The sequence below is a fragment of the Klebsiella sp. K-3 genome (assembly GCF_051207495.1).
Taxonomy (GTDB): Bacteria; Pseudomonadota; Gammaproteobacteria; order Enterobacterales; family Enterobacteriaceae; genus Klebsiella; species Klebsiella aerogenes.
On the sequence record NZ_JBPNXF010000005.1, the window covers coordinates 290,005 to 307,028 of the forward strand.

Annotated in this window: 13 protein-coding genes; 6 read left to right on the plus strand and 7 right to left on the minus strand. The window is 54.2% G+C overall.

The features are described from left to right. The first annotated feature begins 131 nt into the window (after positions 1-131). From aceE to ACSEMK_RS10125, 4 genes are all read left to right on the plus strand, one after another. Complete coding sequence (gene aceE, locus ACSEMK_RS10110) at positions 132-2,795, plus strand: pyruvate dehydrogenase (acetyl-transferring), homodimeric type (RefSeq protein ID WP_015368222.1); 2,664 nt, start codon at positions 132-134, stop codon at positions 2,793-2,795. A 14-nt stretch (positions 2,796-2,809) separates the two neighbouring features. Next, positions 2,810-4,708, plus strand: coding sequence for a pyruvate dehydrogenase complex dihydrolipoyllysine-residue acetyltransferase (gene aceF, locus ACSEMK_RS10115; protein WP_430914841.1), 1,899 nt, complete (start codon positions 2,810-2,812; stop codon positions 4,706-4,708). A 206-nt stretch (positions 4,709-4,914) separates the two neighbouring features. After that, positions 4,915-6,339, plus strand: a complete 1,425-nt coding sequence (gene lpdA / locus ACSEMK_RS10120) for a dihydrolipoyl dehydrogenase (protein WP_015368220.1) — start codon at positions 4,915-4,917, stop codon at positions 6,337-6,339. Between the two features lie 164 nt (positions 6,340-6,503). After that, positions 6,504-6,788, plus strand: coding sequence for a hypothetical protein (locus tag ACSEMK_RS10125; protein ID WP_087860872.1), 285 nt, complete (start codon positions 6,504-6,506; stop codon positions 6,786-6,788). A gap of 44 nt (positions 6,789-6,832) precedes the next feature. On the opposite strand, the gene ACSEMK_RS10130 is transcribed toward ACSEMK_RS10125, so the two are convergent. Beyond that, positions 6,833-7,639: a DUF2950 family protein gene (locus ACSEMK_RS10130; RefSeq protein WP_435336439.1), complete on the minus strand. Its 807-nt coding sequence runs from the start codon at positions 7,637-7,639 to the stop codon at positions 6,833-6,835. A 10-nt stretch (positions 7,640-7,649) separates the two neighbouring features. Then, on the minus strand, positions 7,650-9,287 hold the full coding sequence (locus ACSEMK_RS10135; RefSeq protein ID WP_435336441.1) for a DUF3300 domain-containing protein: 1,638 nt from the start codon (positions 9,285-9,287) through the stop codon (positions 7,650-7,652). Between the two features lie 355 nt (positions 9,288-9,642). Here ACSEMK_RS10135 and acnB point away from each other — a divergent pair, with 355 nt between their 5' ends. Beyond that, positions 9,643-12,240, plus strand: a complete 2,598-nt coding sequence (acnB, locus tag ACSEMK_RS10140) for a bifunctional aconitate hydratase 2/2-methylisocitrate dehydratase (RefSeq protein ID WP_072201386.1) — start codon at positions 9,643-9,645, stop codon at positions 12,238-12,240. A 186-nt stretch (positions 12,241-12,426) separates the two neighbouring features. Further along, positions 12,427-12,789 (plus strand): protein YacL, encoded by a 363-nt coding sequence (gene yacL, locus ACSEMK_RS10145; protein ID WP_430914843.1) that lies wholly within the window; start codon positions 12,427-12,429, stop codon positions 12,787-12,789. 72 nt (positions 12,790-12,861) lie between these two features. Here yacL and speD read toward each other — a convergent pair whose 3' ends face one another. From speD to ACSEMK_RS10170, 5 genes are all read right to left on the minus strand, one after another. Then, positions 12,862-13,656: an adenosylmethionine decarboxylase gene (gene speD / locus ACSEMK_RS10150; RefSeq protein ID WP_015368213.1), complete on the minus strand. Its 795-nt coding sequence runs from the start codon at positions 13,654-13,656 to the stop codon at positions 12,862-12,864. Between the two features lie 24 nt (positions 13,657-13,680). Further along, positions 13,681-14,541 carry a polyamine aminopropyltransferase gene (gene speE / locus ACSEMK_RS10155; RefSeq protein WP_087860869.1) on the minus strand — a complete coding sequence of 287 codons (861 nt, stop codon included), beginning with the start codon at positions 14,539-14,541 and terminating at the stop codon, positions 13,681-13,683. 122 nt (positions 14,542-14,663) lie between these two features. Further along, a complete protein-coding gene (locus ACSEMK_RS10160; protein ID WP_430914844.1) occupies positions 14,664-15,947 on the minus strand; it encodes an FKBP-type peptidyl-prolyl cis-trans isomerase N-terminal domain-containing protein in 1,284 nt (427 codons plus the stop codon). Positions 15,948-15,955: 8 nt separating this feature from the next. After that, positions 15,956-16,369, minus strand: coding sequence for a hypothetical protein (locus ACSEMK_RS10165; RefSeq protein ID WP_087860867.1), 414 nt, complete (start codon positions 16,367-16,369; stop codon positions 15,956-15,958). 264 nt (positions 16,370-16,633) lie between these two features. Next, positions 16,634-16,981 carry a YacC family pilotin-like protein gene (locus ACSEMK_RS10170; protein ID WP_087860926.1) on the minus strand — a complete coding sequence of 116 codons (348 nt, stop codon included), beginning with the start codon at positions 16,979-16,981 and terminating at the stop codon, positions 16,634-16,636. Positions 16,982-17,024 lie beyond the last annotated feature (43 nt).

Consider the following 17,024-nt stretch of genomic DNA (forward strand, 5'->3'; position numbering starts at 1 on the left):
TTTAGAGCGCGGCAACTAAACGCAGAACCTGTCTTATTGAATTTTTGGTTGTTCATCAGAGTGAAACGCTAAAGAGTTCAATGGGACAGGTTCCAGTTAAATCAACGATTAGATAGATAAGGAATACCCCCATGTCAGAACGTTTCCAGAATGACGTGGATCCGATCGAAACTCGCGACTGGCAACAGGCGATCGAATCGGTCATCCGTGAAGAAGGTGTTGAGCGTGCTCAGTATCTGATCGACCAGCTTCTTTCTGAGGCCCGCAAAGGCGGCGTGAAAGTAGCGGCCGGTGCGGCAGCGCATAATTACGTCAACACTATTGCCGTTGAAGATGAACCGGAATACCCGGGCAATCTGGAGCTGGAACGCCGTATTCGTTCAGCGATCCGTTGGAACGCCATCATGACCGTTCTGCGCGCATCGAAGAAAGATCTGGAGCTGGGTGGCCACATGGCATCCTACCAGTCTTCCGCTACCTTCTACGAAGTCTGCTTCAACCACTTCTTCCGTGCGCGCACTGAGAAAGACGGCGGCGATCTGGTTTACTTCCAGGGCCACATCTCTCCGGGCGTATATGCACGTGCCTTCCTGGAAGGTCGTCTGACTGAAGAGCAGATGAACAACTTCCGTCAGGAAGTTCACGGTAATGGTCTGTCCTCTTATCCGCACCCGAAACTGATGCCGGAATTCTGGCAGTTCCCGACCGTATCGATGGGTCTGGGGCCGTTGGGCGCTATCTATCAGGCTAAATTCCTGAAATATCTGGAACACCGTGGTCTGAAAGACACCTCTGCGCAAACCGTTTACGCCTTCCTGGGCGATGGCGAGATGGATGAGCCGGAATCTAAAGGCGCTATCACCATCGCGACCCGTGAAAAACTGGATAACCTGGTCTTCGTCATCAACTGCAACCTGCAGCGTCTGGACGGCCCGGTCACCGGTAACGGTAAAATCATTAACGAACTGGAAGGCATCTTCGGTGGTGCTGGCTGGAACGTTATCAAGGTTATCTGGGGCGGTCGTTGGGATGAGCTGCTGCGTAAAGACACCAGCGGTAAGCTGATTCAGCTGATGAACGAAACCGTTGACGGCGACTACCAGACCTTCAAATCCAAAGACGGCGCCTACGTTCGTGAGCACTTCTTCGGTAAATATCCGGAAACCGCCGCGCTGGTTGCCGACTGGACTGACGAGCAGATCTGGGCCCTGAACCGTGGCGGTCACGATCCGAAGAAAGTCTACGCTGCACTGAAAAAAGCGCAGGAAACCAAAGGCCAGCCGACCGTGATTCTGGCGCATACCATTAAAGGTTATGGTATGGGCGACACCGCGGAAGGTAAAAACATCGCGCACCAGGTTAAGAAAATGAACATGGACGGCGTTCGCTACGTCCGCGATCGTTTCAACGTGCCGGTGGCTGATGCCGATATCGAAAAACTGCCGTACGTGACCTTCCCGGAAGGTTCCGAAGAGCACACTTACCTGCACGCTCAACGTGAAAAGCTGAACGGCTACCTGCCGACTCGTCAGCCGAAATTCACTGAGAAACTGGAGCTGCCGACCCTGGCCGACTTCAGCGCGCTGCTGGAAGAGCAAAACAAAGAAATCTCTACCACTATCGCTTTCGTTCGTGCCCTGAACGTGATGCTGAAGAACAAGTCGATCAAAGATCGTCTGGTGCCGATCATCGCCGATGAAGCGCGTACTTTCGGTATGGAAGGTCTGTTCCGTCAAATCGGTATCTACAGCCCGAACGGCCAGCAGTACACCCCGCAGGACCGTGAGCAGGTTGCATACTACAAAGAAGACGAGAAAGGCCAGATTCTGCAGGAAGGTATTAACGAGCTGGGCGCAGGCGCATCCTGGCTGGCTGCTGCGACCTCCTACAGCACCAACGACCTGCCGATGATTCCGTTCTACATCTACTACTCGATGTTCGGCTTCCAGCGTATCGGCGATCTGTGCTGGGCGGCAGGCGATCAGCAGGCTCGCGGCTTCCTGATCGGCGGTACTTCCGGTCGTACTACGCTGAACGGCGAAGGTCTGCAGCACGAAGATGGTCACAGCCACATTCAGTCGCTGACTATCCCGAACTGTATCTCCTACGACCCGTCTTACGCGTACGAAGTCGCTGTCATCATGCATGACGGTCTGGTACGTATGTACGGCGAAGCGCAAGAGAACGTTTACTACTACATCACTACGCTGAACGAAAACTACCACATGCCGGCCATGCCGGAAGGCGCCGAGGAAGGTATCCGTAAAGGTATCTACAAACTCGAAACCCTCGAAGGTAGCAAAGGTAAAGTTCAGCTGCTGGGCTCTGGTTCTATCCTGCGTCACGTTCGTGAAGCAGCGCAGATCCTGGCGAAAGACTACGGCGTGGGTTCTGACGTGTATAGCGTCACCTCCTTCACCGAACTGGCGCGTGATGGCCAGGATTGCGAACGCTGGAACATGCTGCACCCGCTGGAAACTCCGCGCGTACCGTACATCGCTCAGGTGATGAACGACGCTCCGGCTGTGGCATCCACTGACTATATGAAACTGTTCGCCGAGCAGGTTCGTACTTACGTACCGGCTGATGATTACCGCGTACTGGGTACCGATGGCTTCGGTCGTTCCGACAGCCGTGAAAACCTGCGTCACCACTTCGAAGTCGATGCTTCCTATGTGGTCGTTGCGGCGCTGGGCGAACTGGCTAAACGTGGTGAAATCGATAAGAAAGTCGTGGCTGACGCCATTGCTAAATTCGACATCGATGCAGAAAAAGTTAACCCGCGTCTGGCGTAAGAGGTAAGAGAATAATGGCTATCGAAATCAAAGTACCGGACATCGGGGCTGATGAAGTTGAAATCACCGAGATCCTGGTCAAAGTTGGCGACAAAGTTGAAGCTGAACAGTCGCTGATCACCGTAGAAGGCGACAAGGCCTCTATGGAAGTTCCGTCTCCGCAGGCTGGCGTCGTGAAAGAGATTAAAGTCTCCGTCGGCGACAAAACCGAGACTGGCAAACTGATCATGATTTTCGATTCCGCCGAGGGTGCAGCAGCCGCTGCACCTGCGCAGGAAGAGAAAGCAGCTGCTCCGGCACCGGCAGCAGCGCCGGCGGCAAGCGCAGCGAAAGAAGTTCACGTACCGGATATCGGCGGCGATGAAGTTGAAGTCACCGAGATCATGGTTAAAGTGGGCGACACCATCGCCGCTGAGCAATCCCTGATCACCGTCGAAGGCGACAAAGCTTCTATGGAAGTTCCGGCGCCGTTCGCGGGTACCGTAAAAGAGATCAAAATCAGCACCGGCGACAAAGTGTCCACCGGCTCTCTGATCATGATCTTCGAAGTGGCGGGCGCTGCGCCTGCAGCCGCTCCGGCACAGGCTGCCGCTCCGGCTGCAGCGGCACCGGCTGCTGCAGCTGGCGTGAAGGATGTTAACGTACCGGATATCGGCGGCGACGAAGTTGAAGTCACCGAAGTGATGGTAAAAGTCGGCGATAAAGTTGCCGCTGAGCAGTCACTGATCACCGTCGAAGGCGACAAAGCTTCTATGGAAGTTCCGGCGCCGTTCGCGGGTACCGTAAAAGAGATCAAAATCAGCACCGGCGACAAAGTGTCTACCGGCTCTTTGATCATGGTCTTCGAAGTGGAAGGCGCCGCGCCTGCTGCTGCTCCAGCTCAGGCTGCTGCACCGGCACCGGCACCGGCTGCTGCACCGGCACCGGCTCAGAAAGCTGCCGCGCCGGCTGCGAAAGCAGAAGGTAAAACCGAATTCGCTGAAAACGAAGCTTACGTTCACGCGACTCCGCTGATTCGCCGCCTGGCGCGCGAGTTCGGCGTAAACCTGGCGAAAGTGAAAGGGACTGGCCGTAAAGGTCGTATCCTGCGCGAAGACGTTCAGGCTTACGTGAAAGAAGCGGTTAAACGCGCTGAATCCGCACCGGCTGCTGCCGCAGGCGGCGGTCTGCCGGGCATGCTGCCATGGCCGAAAGTTGACTTCAGCAAGTTTGGCGAAATCGAAGAAGTGGAACTGGGTCGTATCCAGAAAATCTCTGGCGCTAACCTGAGCCGTAACTGGGTGATGATCCCGCACGTTACGCACTTCGACAAAACCGATATCACCGATCTGGAAGCGTTCCGTAAGCAGCAGAATGCCGAAGCTGAGAAGCGCAAACTGGATGTGAAATTCACCCCAGTGGTCTTCATCATGAAAGCCGTTGCCGCTGCGCTTGAGCAGATGCCGCGCTTCAACAGCTCGCTGTCCGAAGACGGTCAGCGTCTGACGCTGAAGAAATACATCAACATCGGTGTGGCGGTTGATACTCCGAACGGTCTGGTGGTTCCGGTCTTTAAAGACGTGAACAAGAAGAGCATCACCGAGCTGTCTCGCGAACTGACCACCATCTCGAAGAAAGCGCGCGATGGCAAGCTGACTGCTGGCGAAATGCAGGGCGGTTGCTTCACCATCTCCAGCATCGGCGGCCTGGGTACCACCCACTTCGCGCCGATTGTTAACGCGCCGGAAGTGGCCATCCTGGGCGTGTCTAAGTCCGCGATGGAGCCGGTATGGAATGGTAAAGAGTTCGTTCCGCGTCTGATGATGCCGATCTCTCTGTCCTTCGACCACCGCGTCATCGACGGTGCTGATGGTGCCCGCTTCATTACCATCATTAACAACACCTTGAGCGACATTCGCCGCCTGGTGATGTAAGCGAAAAAGCCGGCCTGACGGCCGGCTTTTTTCTGATAACCTCAGGCTGTTGAGGATTATCAGCAACAAAGGACAAAATCGTTTGCCGTTTGTTGTTTAAAAATTGTTAACAATTTTGTAAAATACACGCGGATAGAACGTCCCGGTGGACTTGGGCGTAATAATAAAAGCGTCAGACCCGCCGGATATAAATTACAGAGGTCATGATGAGTACTGAAATCAAAACTCAGGTCGTGGTACTTGGGGCAGGTCCTGCAGGCTACTCTGCAGCCTTCCGTTGCGCTGATTTAGGTCTGGAAACCGTCATCGTAGAACGTTACAGCTCCCTGGGCGGCGTTTGCCTGAACGTGGGTTGTATCCCTTCTAAAGCACTGCTGCACGTTGCTAAAGTTATCGAAGAAGCGAAAGCGCTGGCCGAACACGGCATCGTTTTCGGCGAACCGAAAACCGACATTGACAAGATCCGCACCTGGAAAGAAAAAGTCATCACTCAGCTGACCGGTGGTCTGGCTGGCATGGCCAAAGGTCGTAAAGTGAAGGTGGTTAACGGTCTGGGTAAATTCACCGGCGCTAACACCCTGGAAGTTGAAGGCGAAAACGGCAAAACCGTGATTAACTTCGACAACGCGATCATCGCGGCGGGCTCCCGTCCGATTCAACTACCGTTTATCCCGCATGAAGACCCGCGCGTTTGGGATTCCACCGACGCTCTGGAACTGAAATCTGTACCGAAACGCATGCTGGTTATGGGCGGCGGTATCATCGGTCTGGAAATGGGTACCGTATACCATGCGCTGGGTTCAGAGATTGACGTGGTTGAAATGTTCGACCAGGTTATCCCGGCTGCCGACAAAGACGTGGTTAAAGTCTTCACCAAACGTATCAGCAAGAAATTCAACCTGATGCTGGAAACCAAAGTAACTGCCGTTGAAGCAAAAGAAGACGGTATTTACGTTTCCATGGAAGGCAAAAAAGCCCCGGCGGAAGCGCAGCGTTACGACGCGGTGCTGGTGGCTATCGGCCGCGTGCCGAACGGTAAAAACCTCGACGCAGGCAAAGCCGGCGTGGAAGTTGACGATCGCGGCTTCATTCGCGTTGACAAACAAATGCGCACCAACGTGCCGCACATCTTTGCTATCGGCGATATCGTCGGCCAGCCGATGCTGGCGCACAAAGGCGTACACGAAGGTCACGTTGCCGCAGAAGTTATCTCCGGCCTGAAACACTACTTCGATCCGAAAGTTATCCCGTCTATCGCCTACACCGAGCCAGAAGTGGCATGGGTTGGCCTGACTGAGAAAGAAGCGAAAGAGAAGGGCATCAGCTACGAAACCGCCACCTTCCCGTGGGCTGCTTCCGGCCGTGCTATCGCTTCCGACTGCGCAGACGGTATGACCAAACTGATCTTCGACAAAGAGACCCACCGTGTTATCGGCGGCGCGATTGTCGGCACCAACGGCGGCGAGCTGCTGGGTGAAATCGGTCTGGCTATCGAAATGGGCTGCGACGCGGAAGACATCGCGCTGACTATCCACGCTCACCCGACTCTGCACGAGTCCGTTGGCCTGGCGGCAGAAGTCTTCGAAGGTAGCATTACCGACCTGCCAAACGCGAAAGCGAAGAAAAAGTAACTTTTTCTTTCGGGTAAAATGCATAAGCGGCTCTCAGAGCCGCTTTTTTTATCGCTAATGTTTAGAACTATGTCCGTGTTCACAAACCGCTACACCTCATACATACTTTGAAAATAGTCACTCAGTAAACTAATAGGCAGTTAATTATGTATCTGAGGTGTGAGATGAAACGCTTGTTAACCACGGCGCTGTTAGCGACGACATTAGTTTCCGGTATGGCCTGTGCGGCCGATGCGGTCATTCCCTGGGCTGCGAACAGCGGCGGCACTGAAAATAGCCATATTGCGGCGATGGGCCAGGATCTGAATGCGCAGCATCAGTTGGTGACGAAAACTACTGAAGGGGTGTGGGCGGCGAATTCCGGGAGCATCAGCTCGGATGAAGCGGCGCTGACCAGTCAGAAACCTGCTTTTGCCGGTTATCCGGAGCTGATGCCGCACCAGGGCTAAGCATAAGAGAGTGCCCGGTTGCTATCGCGCAACCGGGCATTTTTTTATTGATTGACCGCCTGCCATCCGGCTGCAGAATCGGGGGCAAAATGCGTAATTGCCTGCGCTTTCGTCGCGCTCTCTTCGCCCAGGTTCGCCTGCCAGACCTTATCGTTCTGATCGATCATAAAGCTCATCACCCCGGTTTCTCCCCACTCTACCGGCCATGCCAGTAAAGCGACGCCTTGATTATCGTTATCGGCGATAATGCGGAAGCGGTAGCCATGATACCCGGCGCCGGGCTCCGTCGGGCTGAATGCCGGCCCCAGCGGGCTTGGCGTTTCACCCGGCGAGGTAGGCCAGTACAGGCCATCTTTTTTGCCTTCGCTGCTGATGATTTTTTGTGCCCAGCGATGATTCATTTGATAGTAATCCTGCTGGGCATCAACGTAGGCGTGCATGGCGGCAATTGCCGACAGTTCATTGCGGCCGATGGCGCGTGTGAGAATTTCATCTTTCCCGGCCGCCATATCAAAACGCCAGCCCTGTTCATCTTTGACAATGGGAATCGGCAACCGCCACGCTTCGCTACCGACATCGAGCCAGGCGCTGTTACCCTGCTGGACAATGACGTGTTTCACCTGCCAGTCGCGCTGAAAGCGGTCGACGGCATTGGGATCAATACCATCGGTGGGTAAAAACTGCTGCCAGTTATCGCCGAGCAGATTATTGAGCGCGGCTTTATCACGATGATTGAGCGCATCGGCCAGCGCGCTTGCCGCTTTCTCCGGCGTGGGGAACGGTTGCTGGGCGAAGGCGGCGAGCGGCGACAGCATTAGCGTGAATAGGGCGATCTGTAATGGTTTTCTCATCTGCTCATCCTCAGCGACGACGCAATTCATGATGTTCGGAAAGACGCTCTCTGGCGGCGCCGCGCTGTTCGCTGCTCAAGCCGGAAATATTGCGGCTTTGCAGCCCGCGCGCCTGCTGCGATTGCCAGGAGGGGGAGCGACTTTCGTTGCCGCTTAAGGCATTGGCGCGTGCCGTGCTCACCGCTTGCTGACGTTGGGCCGGCGTCGCGGAATGAATCTGCTGACGGCGCTGTTGTTGCTGAGGCGTAGGATTTTGCACGTGGCTTTTCACGGCGTCGCGATGCTGTTGCTGCTGCGGCGTTGGATGTTGCAGCTGCGTTTTCGCCGCTTCGCGACGCTGCTGTTTGGCAGGCGTCGGCGTGCTGTCGTAGCCACGGTAGCTGCTGCGCTGGGTGGCCTGCTTCAATTGTTGAGAAGCCGCCTGACGCTGCGCATCGCGAGAGGCGTTATTAGCCGCCAGCTTGCCTGCGCTGGCGGCAGGCGCGTTGGGATGCTGGAGCTGCGTCATCGCCGCTTGCCGTTGAGCGTTGCGATCGACCGGCGCGTGTTGGGTCGCGCTGAGTCCGCCGGGCACATTGGTCTGATGATAGCGCTGGGCGACATTATTATTCGGATAAGGCACGTTGCCGCGATAGGCGGGGTTATGCTGCCAGTTAACATGGTTACCCGGCAGATTCTGCCCGGTAATGCGGTTGAAATTATTCACATTAATATTGATGTTATCGCCATTGTGCTGGTAGCCGCCGTGATGGTAATCGTCATCATGATGATGGTCATCATCATCCCAGTCGATGCTGCTGAAAAGTGCCCAGGTGGTGGCGACGCCAAGGCTGTAACCAAAACCTTTGACGAAGCTATCGGTGAACTGCTCTCCCGGAGGCGGCGGCAGATAAACCGGGGGATAGGCGCTATTCGGCCAACTGCCGTAGACGGTCGAAGGGTTATAGCTCGGAACGTATACCACTTGCGGGTTAGTCGGTTCAATTTTGATAATCTGCGAAGGCGCTGGCGATGCCGTTGAGCTTGTCGAGGATGATACCGTGCTATTGCTATTCGATGACCTCGAAGAGGCGGGTGCCGAGGCCGTGACGGTCACTTTCTGTTGCGGCGTGGATTTCAATGTCCCGGTTTGTTGGGCAATGGCGCGCAGACGCTGTACGGAATCCATCACATCGTGCGGCTGGGCTAAAAATGCGTCGCCAAGGTTTTCCACCCACGGCGGATTTTCGCCCATCATTGCCAGCAGGGCGGGAAAAGCGACGAGGGATTTGACGCTCGGATCCCACGGTTGGCTGGCAACGGCCTGAACGGCCGCGTCGCCTTTCATCGATGGGTTATCCTGCGACCACTGCACCGCCTGCATAACGTTGTCCGGATAGGTGGAGGCCATCAATACCTGCGAGAGCAAACTGTCCGGGTAGAGCGCAATAGGCGCGACCCATTGGTCGATTTGCGCCTGGGTATAGGTGGCCACGACTGGTTGCGCTGGCGCAGTCGCTGGTACTGACGTTGGCACAGGCTGCGCCGTCACCGGCGCTTCAGCGATAGTCTCTGGGGTACGGCTTTTAACATATAGCGTTCCCGCCGCCGCGAGTAAGCCTGCGCTGCAGAGCAGGGCGATAATATGGGGTTTGAACGGTAGTGACATGGAAGCTCCTGACACAGAAATGTTACCCATCTCGCTAAAGTATCGGCGAAAACGGTACGTTACGGGAGTATATGAAGACGATATTGTTTTTTTTGATTTTTGTTGGGATCCTGACATTAAATCTGTAACAGAAATAAATTTATCTACCAGCATTTGAACAGAAAGCCTGCAATATCCTGCCCTTAACGATTCAGCTAAATTTTAATGTTGCTTTTTTGTAAACAGATTAACACCCTTCAAAAATCCTGCTATGCTGCCGTCGCGGTATCGGGCATTTACCCTACAAACTGCTGTCTCACAGGAGCGTGAAGAAAATCGCCTACCGCATTTTACAATGAGAGCGAGGAGAACCGTCGTGCTAGAAGAATACCGTAAGCACGTAGCTGAGCGTGCAGCCATGGGGATTGTTGCCAAACCCTTAGACGCAACCCAAATGGCCGCGCTGGTAGAACTGCTGAAAAACCCGCCAGCGGGTGAAGATGAATTCCTGTTAGATCTGCTTACCAACCGTGTACCGCCGGGCGTCGATGAAGCCGCCTATGTTAAAGCCGGATTCCTTGCCGCTATCGCCAAAGGCGAAGCGACCTCCCCACTGGTTACCCCTGAAAAAGCCGTTGAACTGCTGGGCACCATGCAGGGCGGTTACAATATTCACCCCCTGATTGAAGCGCTGGACGATGCCAAACTGGCGCCGATTGCCGCGAAAGCGCTGTCCCATACCCTGCTGATGTTCGATAACTTCTATGACGTAGAAGAGAAAGCCAAAGCGGGTAATGAGTACGCTAAACAGGTTATGCAATCCTGGGCTGATGCCGAGTGGTTCCTGAACCGTCCGCAACTGGCGGAAAAAATCACCGTTACCGTCTTCAAAGTTACCGGCGAAACCAATACCGATGACTTGTCTCCGGCGCCTGATGCCTGGTCCCGTCCGGATATCCCACTGCACGCTCTGGCGATGCTGAAGAACGCTCGCGAAGGAATTGAACCGGATCAGCCGGGCGCGGTCGGTCCGATTAAACAAATTGAAGCGCTGCAGCAGAAAGGCTTCCCGCTGGCCTACGTTGGCGACGTTGTCGGTACCGGTTCTTCGCGTAAATCCGCCACCAACTCGGTGCTGTGGTTCATGGGCGACGATATCCCGAACGTACCGAACAAGCGCGGCGGCGGCCTGTGCCTGGGCGGCAAAATCGCGCCTATCTTCTTCAACACCATGGAAGATGCGGGCGCGCTGCCTATTGAAGTGGACGTGAGCAACCTCAACATGGGCGACGTCATTGACGTTTACCCGTTCAAAGGTGAAGTGCGTAACCACGAAACCAACGAGCTGTTGGCAAGCTTCGAACTGAAAACCGATGTACTGATCGACGAAGTGCGCGCCGGTGGCCGTATTCCGCTGATCATCGGTCGCGGCCTGACGACCAAAGCGCGCGAAGCGCTGGGTCTGCCGCACAGCGATGTCTTCCGTCATGCGAAAGACGTAGCGGAAAGCAACCGCGGCTTCTCTCTGGCGCAGAAAATGGTTGGCCGCGCCTGCGGCGTTGCCGGTATCCGTCCGGGCGCTTATTGCGAGCCGAAAATGACCTCCGTCGGTTCTCAGGACACCACCGGTCCAATGACCCGTGATGAGCTGAAAGACCTGGCGTGCCTGGGCTTCTCCGCTGACCTGGTGATGCAGTCCTTCTGTCACACCGCAGCCTATCCGAAGCCGGTTGACGTCACCACGCACCACACTCTGCCGGACTTCATCATGAACCGCGGCGGTGTTTCACTGCGTCCGGGCGATGGCGTTATCCACTCCTGGTTGAACCGTATGCTGCTGCCGGATACCGTCGGTACCGGCGGTGATTCCCATACCCGTTTCCCGATTGGTATCTCCTTCCCGGCGGGCTCTGGTCTGGTGGCCTTCGCCGCCGCGACCGGCGTGATGCCGCTGGATATGCCGGAATCGGTACTGGTGCGCTTCAAAGGTAAAATGCAGCCGGGCATTACCCTGCGCGACCTGGTTCACGCCATTCCGCTGTATGCTATCAAGCAGGGCCTGCTGACCGTTGAGAAGAAAGGTAAGAAAAACATCTTCTCTGGCCGCATCCTTGAAATCGAAGGTCTGCCGGATCTGAAAGTCGAGCAGGCATTTGAACTGACCGATGCTTCCGCCGAGCGTTCTGCTGCTGGTTGTACCATCAAGCTGAACAAAGAGCCGATCGTTGAGTATCTGAACTCCAACATCGTCCTGCTGAAGTGGATGATCGCAGAAGGTTACGGCGATCGCCGTACGCTGGAGCGCCGTATCCAGGGCATGGAAAAATGGCTGGCGGATCCGCAACTGCTGGAAGCCGACGCTGATGCGGAATACGCGGCAGTGATCGACATCGATCTGGCGGATATCAAAGAGCCTATTCTGTGCGCGCCGAACGATCCGGACGATGCGCGTCTGCTGTCGGACGTACAGGGTGAGAAGATCGACGAAGTGTTTATCGGTTCCTGCATGACCAACATTGGCCACTTCCGTGCTGCCGGTAAACTGCTGGACAGCCACAAAGGCCAACTGCCTACTCGCCTGTGGGTGGCGCCGCCAACCCGTATGGATGCCGCGCAGTTGACTGAAGAAGGCTACTACAGCGTGTTTGGTAAGAGCGGCGCGCGTATCGAAATCCCTGGCTGTTCCCTGTGTATGGGCAACCAGGCGCGCGTGGCTGACGGCGCGACGGTCGTGTCGACCTCTACCCGTAACTTCCCGAACCGTTTAGGTACCGGCGCCAACGTCTATCTGGCCTCTGCCGAACTGGCGGCGGTCGCTTCTCTGCTGGGCAAACTGCCGACGCCGGAAGAGTATCAGACCTTCGTCGCTCAGGTTGATAAGACGGCGGAAGATACCTATCGCTATCTGAACTTTAACCAGCTGGATCAGTACACTGAAAAAGCTGATGGCGTGATTTTCCAGACCGCTGTGTAATCCGTTCGGTCAGCCTGGCTGACCGTTTGGCTACAAACTCTCCAATGCCCGCTGAACATTGCATCAGCGGGCATTTTTATTTTTAAACCTCCCACCCGTTGCGCTTTTTTTCTTCCTGTCTGCTGCGATAATTAGGTTATGGGTACAGTGCAGCGGTGACGCATTGCCCTTGCAGAGGAAAAGATTATGGATTACGAATTTCTGCGCGATATTACCGGTGTGGTAAAGGTGCGAATGTCGATGGACCATGAGGCGATTGGTCACTGGTTCAACGAAGAGGTGAAAGATAACCTGGCCCTTCTGGATGAAGTGGAACAGGCAGCGCGCACCGTGAAAGGCAGTGAACGTTCCTGGCAGCGGGCCGGCCATGAATATACGTTGTGGCTGGATGGCGAAGAAGTGATGATCCGCGCCAACCAACTGGAATTTTCCGGCGATGAAATGGAAGAGGGGATGAACTACTACGACGAAGAGAGCCTCTCTCTTTGCGGCGTGGAGGATTTCCTGCAGGTGCTTGCCGCATACCGTGAATTTATGCAGCAGCGTTAATGATTCGTTTTGTGCCGGGCGGCGCGGAACCGTAGGCCCGGCAAGCAAAAGCGCCGCCGGGCATTTCAGGCATTACACCGCAGGTATATTGCGGGCGTAATAAATTTCCCGCATCTCTTTCCACAGCAGGTCGGTAATCACCTTGCGCTCTTGCTCGCTTAACTCTTCCGGTTTGGTGTGGAACATGTAGTGTTTCAGATCGAACTCTTTCAGCATCATTTTGGTATGGAACATATTTTCCTGATAGACGTTCACGTCCACCATGTCATACAGCGACTTCATATCTTCTGACATGAAGTTCTGAATAGAGTTGATTTCATGATCGATAAAATGCTTCATACCATTGATATCACGGGTGAAACCACGCACGCGATAATCAATGGTTACGATATCGGATTCCAGTTGGTGAATCAGGTAGTTCAGCGCCTTCAGCGGTGAAATCACGCCGCAGGTGGAGACTTCAATATCGGCGCGGAAGGTGCACAGACCGCCTTCCGGATGACTTTCCGGATAGGTATGCACGCAGATGTGGCTTTTATCGAGATGTGCGACCACGGTCTCAGGCAGCGGGCCCGGATGCTCGCTCTGATCGATAAGCTGCGGGTCGATAGGCTCTTCGCTAACCAAAATGGTGACGCTTGCGCCCTGGGGTTCATAATCCTGGCGTGCGATGTTGAGTATGTTGGCGCCAATGATTGAACAGGTCTCGGAGAGGATTTCCGTCAGGCGATTGGCATTATAGAGTTCATCGATATAGGCGATATAGCCATCGCGCTCTTCGGCGGTTTTAGCGTAGCAGATATCGTAAATACAAAAACTCAGGCTTTTAGTCAGGTTGTTGAAGCCGTGCAGCTTAAGCTTTTTCAATTTGGTTCACCTCCTCGTTTCAGGTTAGCTGGCGGACAGCGCATCCAGCAGGTACTGCGGTAGCGCGAAAGCCGCGGTATGAATTGCCGGGTTGTAATAACGGCATTTCAGCCCGGCGCTATGGAAGCGGGCCTGAATAATTTCCGTCGACAAATGACGCAGGGCTTCATTATCGGTCGCCCAGGCAAAGGTCATGATGCCGCCATAGTAGGTCGGGATCGCCGCCTGATAGAAGCTGACATCGTTGAAGTAATGGCTGAGTTTGCGATGGCTACCGACCGCTTCATCCTGCTGCAGGAAGCTTACCCCGTTCTGAGCAACGAAAATTCCGCCGGGGTTCAGGCAACGTTTACAACCGGCATAAAACGCCGAGGTAAACAGGCTCTCACCGGGGCCAATCGGGTCGGTACAGTCGGAGATAATGACATCAAAGGTTTGTGACGTTTGGTTGACGAAGTTCACGCCGTCATCGATCACCAGCGTAAAGCGCGGGTCGTCATAGGCGCCGGCGTTATGGTTTGGGAGATACTGACGGCAGAACGAGACCACCCCGGCGTCGATTTCCACCATGGTAATGGTTTCGATATGTTGATGGCGGGAGACTTCGCGCAGCATCGCGCCATCGCCTCCGCCAATGATCAGCACGTGCTTTGCGTGACCATGGGCCAGCAGCGGAACGTGGGTCATCATTTCATGATAAATAAACTCATCGCGCTCGGTGGTTTGCACCACGCCATCAAGCGCCATCACGCGGCCAAATGCCGCATTTTCGAAGATGATTAAATCCTGATGATCGGTCTTCTCATGGTACAGCACGTTATCAACGGTAAAATATTGACCAAAATGGTCGTGCAGCGTCTCATGCCACTGATTACTCTCGGCCATGGCTTACTCCTCCTTTGTTAACTTCTGTCGCGCCCGCAAAGCGGGCACCACATCATAGCCAACTATAGGTAGAGATTGATATGGTGAATAGTAAACCATCTGAAGTTTGGCGGAACTCTCGCTTAGCGTGAGGCTTTCGGCGCAGATGCTTTAGGCTGTTGGTCGCTGTTGGGCCTGGCGTCAACAATTCGCACGGTATACACCATCGTCGCGCCAGGCGGAATTTTTCCAGGGATTCCTTTGCTGCCGTAGGCCCGCTCCGGTGGAACAACAATAGTGATGGCGCCATGGTTATTCAGGCGTTTAAGCGGTTCGCGGAAGGTCGCGGGATACTGACTTAGCGCCTGTGACCAGACCTTATCTTCGGCTTCCATATCGTTTATCACGGTACCGTCGATCAAGCTTTCTTTGATAACGACGGTGACGATATCGTTATCAGCGACCTTACCTTTACCGGGGTAGTCTATACGGCTGTAAATACCCGCTTTAAGCGCTACGCCTTTCTGCGCGGCAAATTGCTGTTGATACTTTTTGCCTTCGCGGAGAGTGTGTTGCTCAAGCTTATCAATGTTCTTGTATAACCGCTGCGAGACGTCGAAAAGCGCCTTATTGCGCGCTTGTTCATCCAGCGCCGGCTTACCGGCAAAAACATCGTTAATGCCCTTAAGAACGGTTTCCTGTTGCAGGTTTAACCCCTTAGCGGCCTGGCTGGACAGCGTTTTAAGCGCATCTTGCCCTATCGACACGCCAACCGAATATGCCTGCTGCTGTGGAGCGCTGCTGAGGTTTAGCGTGGGTGCTTTGGCTGTCGTGGCGGCGGTGGTTTTTACGCCGGCGAGTTCGGCGCTCAGTTTCTGCTGCTCCGCCATTGCCGTAGCCAGCTTATCGCTCAGCGCCTGCTTGTCTGTCTCCAGCGCGTTGAGCTGTACCTTTTGCGCCTGCAGAGCGGCGGCAGAGCGTTTGAGATTATCCGCGGCGTCGACTTTTTCCTGCTGGACGGTATGGACTTGCTGAACAAGCCGTTTGTTTTCCGTGTCCAAAGCAGCGATCCGGCGCTGGAGCTGTTCGATAGTGTTATTCATCGCTGCATTATCTACCGTCGCTGGCATCCTGGCGGGAGGTGGCGATTTGAGCTGTGCCTGTAGTTGGCGGATGGTCTTATCTTTGTCGGCGATGAGAATTTTTTGCGCGGCCAGTTTTTTGTGCAGCGCTGCCGTGTTGTTCTCGCTGACCCTGGCGGGTTTACTGACCTCCGGTGCCGGAGGTATCTCTTTCTTCTCTTTTTTCTCCTGCTGCTGGACATAGTTGAGAAACGCAGGCGCGCCGTCATCCGCGTGCGCATGACTAATAAAAAGGGACGCCAGCAAAATGAAGGCCAGCGTCAATATATTAAGGCGATTTATCATGGCGCCTGTCACTTCACCGCATTATCGCCGCGCATGACCAGGCTATCGATCAGCGACTTTTCAATATCGGCGCAAAGCTTAATGGATTTAAATTGATACATGGAATCGATGCCCTGACGGGTTGGGTCGGCGACTTTCGTACGCACTGAGTTATATTGCGACGCCGCGCCTATCAGGGCGGTGAATTCACTACCCAGTCTTGAAGCTTCTTTCGGATTGACTTCTTTTAACGAATCCAACGCCTGGCGGCAGGCATTAAGTCGCTCCTGCTCAGCGGCCAGCCGCAGCTTTTCATTCTGCTGCGCGTCGGTGGCGATGGCGATTGGTGGCGTTATGGGAGCGTTAGCCTGACGATGCGCCTGGCAGCCAGCTAACATGAGAACAGTGAACGGAAGTAAGCGAAAAACAGGTGAGATATTCAAAATGTCATTCCATTGCAATAAGAGAGGTTGCAGGCGATTTTAATTAGCCAGCAGGTCTTTGCAATAAACGATGAGTTGAATTGTTTACTCTCGAATGTGATTTTTACAGATAAATTAAGCTTACAGTTAATTAATAAAAAGAGAGAATAACCGAGAGCATGAAATAAAAATATTGTTTAATGAATTCATGTTTAGTCAATATTAACGGAGATGGGAAGTCAGAAATCTACAGAGACAGCCGCATCGCCGCGGCTGCAGATAGGCTTACTTCACATAGGCCAGCAGGCTAAGGGAGTCACGCGCCAGAGCTTTGCACTTTTTGGCGGTCGGGATTTTGATACCGCTGAGATCGCGATAGCTGTCCTCACCTAATGCTTTCATATTAAAGCTATCGTAGTTGCTGAGATCCCATTGGTTTTGCTGGGCAAAAAAGACCAGCGCGCGGCGAATTTGCGTATTTGGCAAATTTTGATAGCCGCAATCGTTTTTCAGGAATACAAATACCGCCGTTAAATCAGCCATATCTTCCGCTTCGGACTCGTTTAATGCATAGCTATTGGCGGAGAGGGCGAGCAGGCTGCCAAACAGCATTGTTCTGAAAAACGTCTTCATTTTTTCTACCATTGAAACACGGACAATCAAAGTTAGCATACTT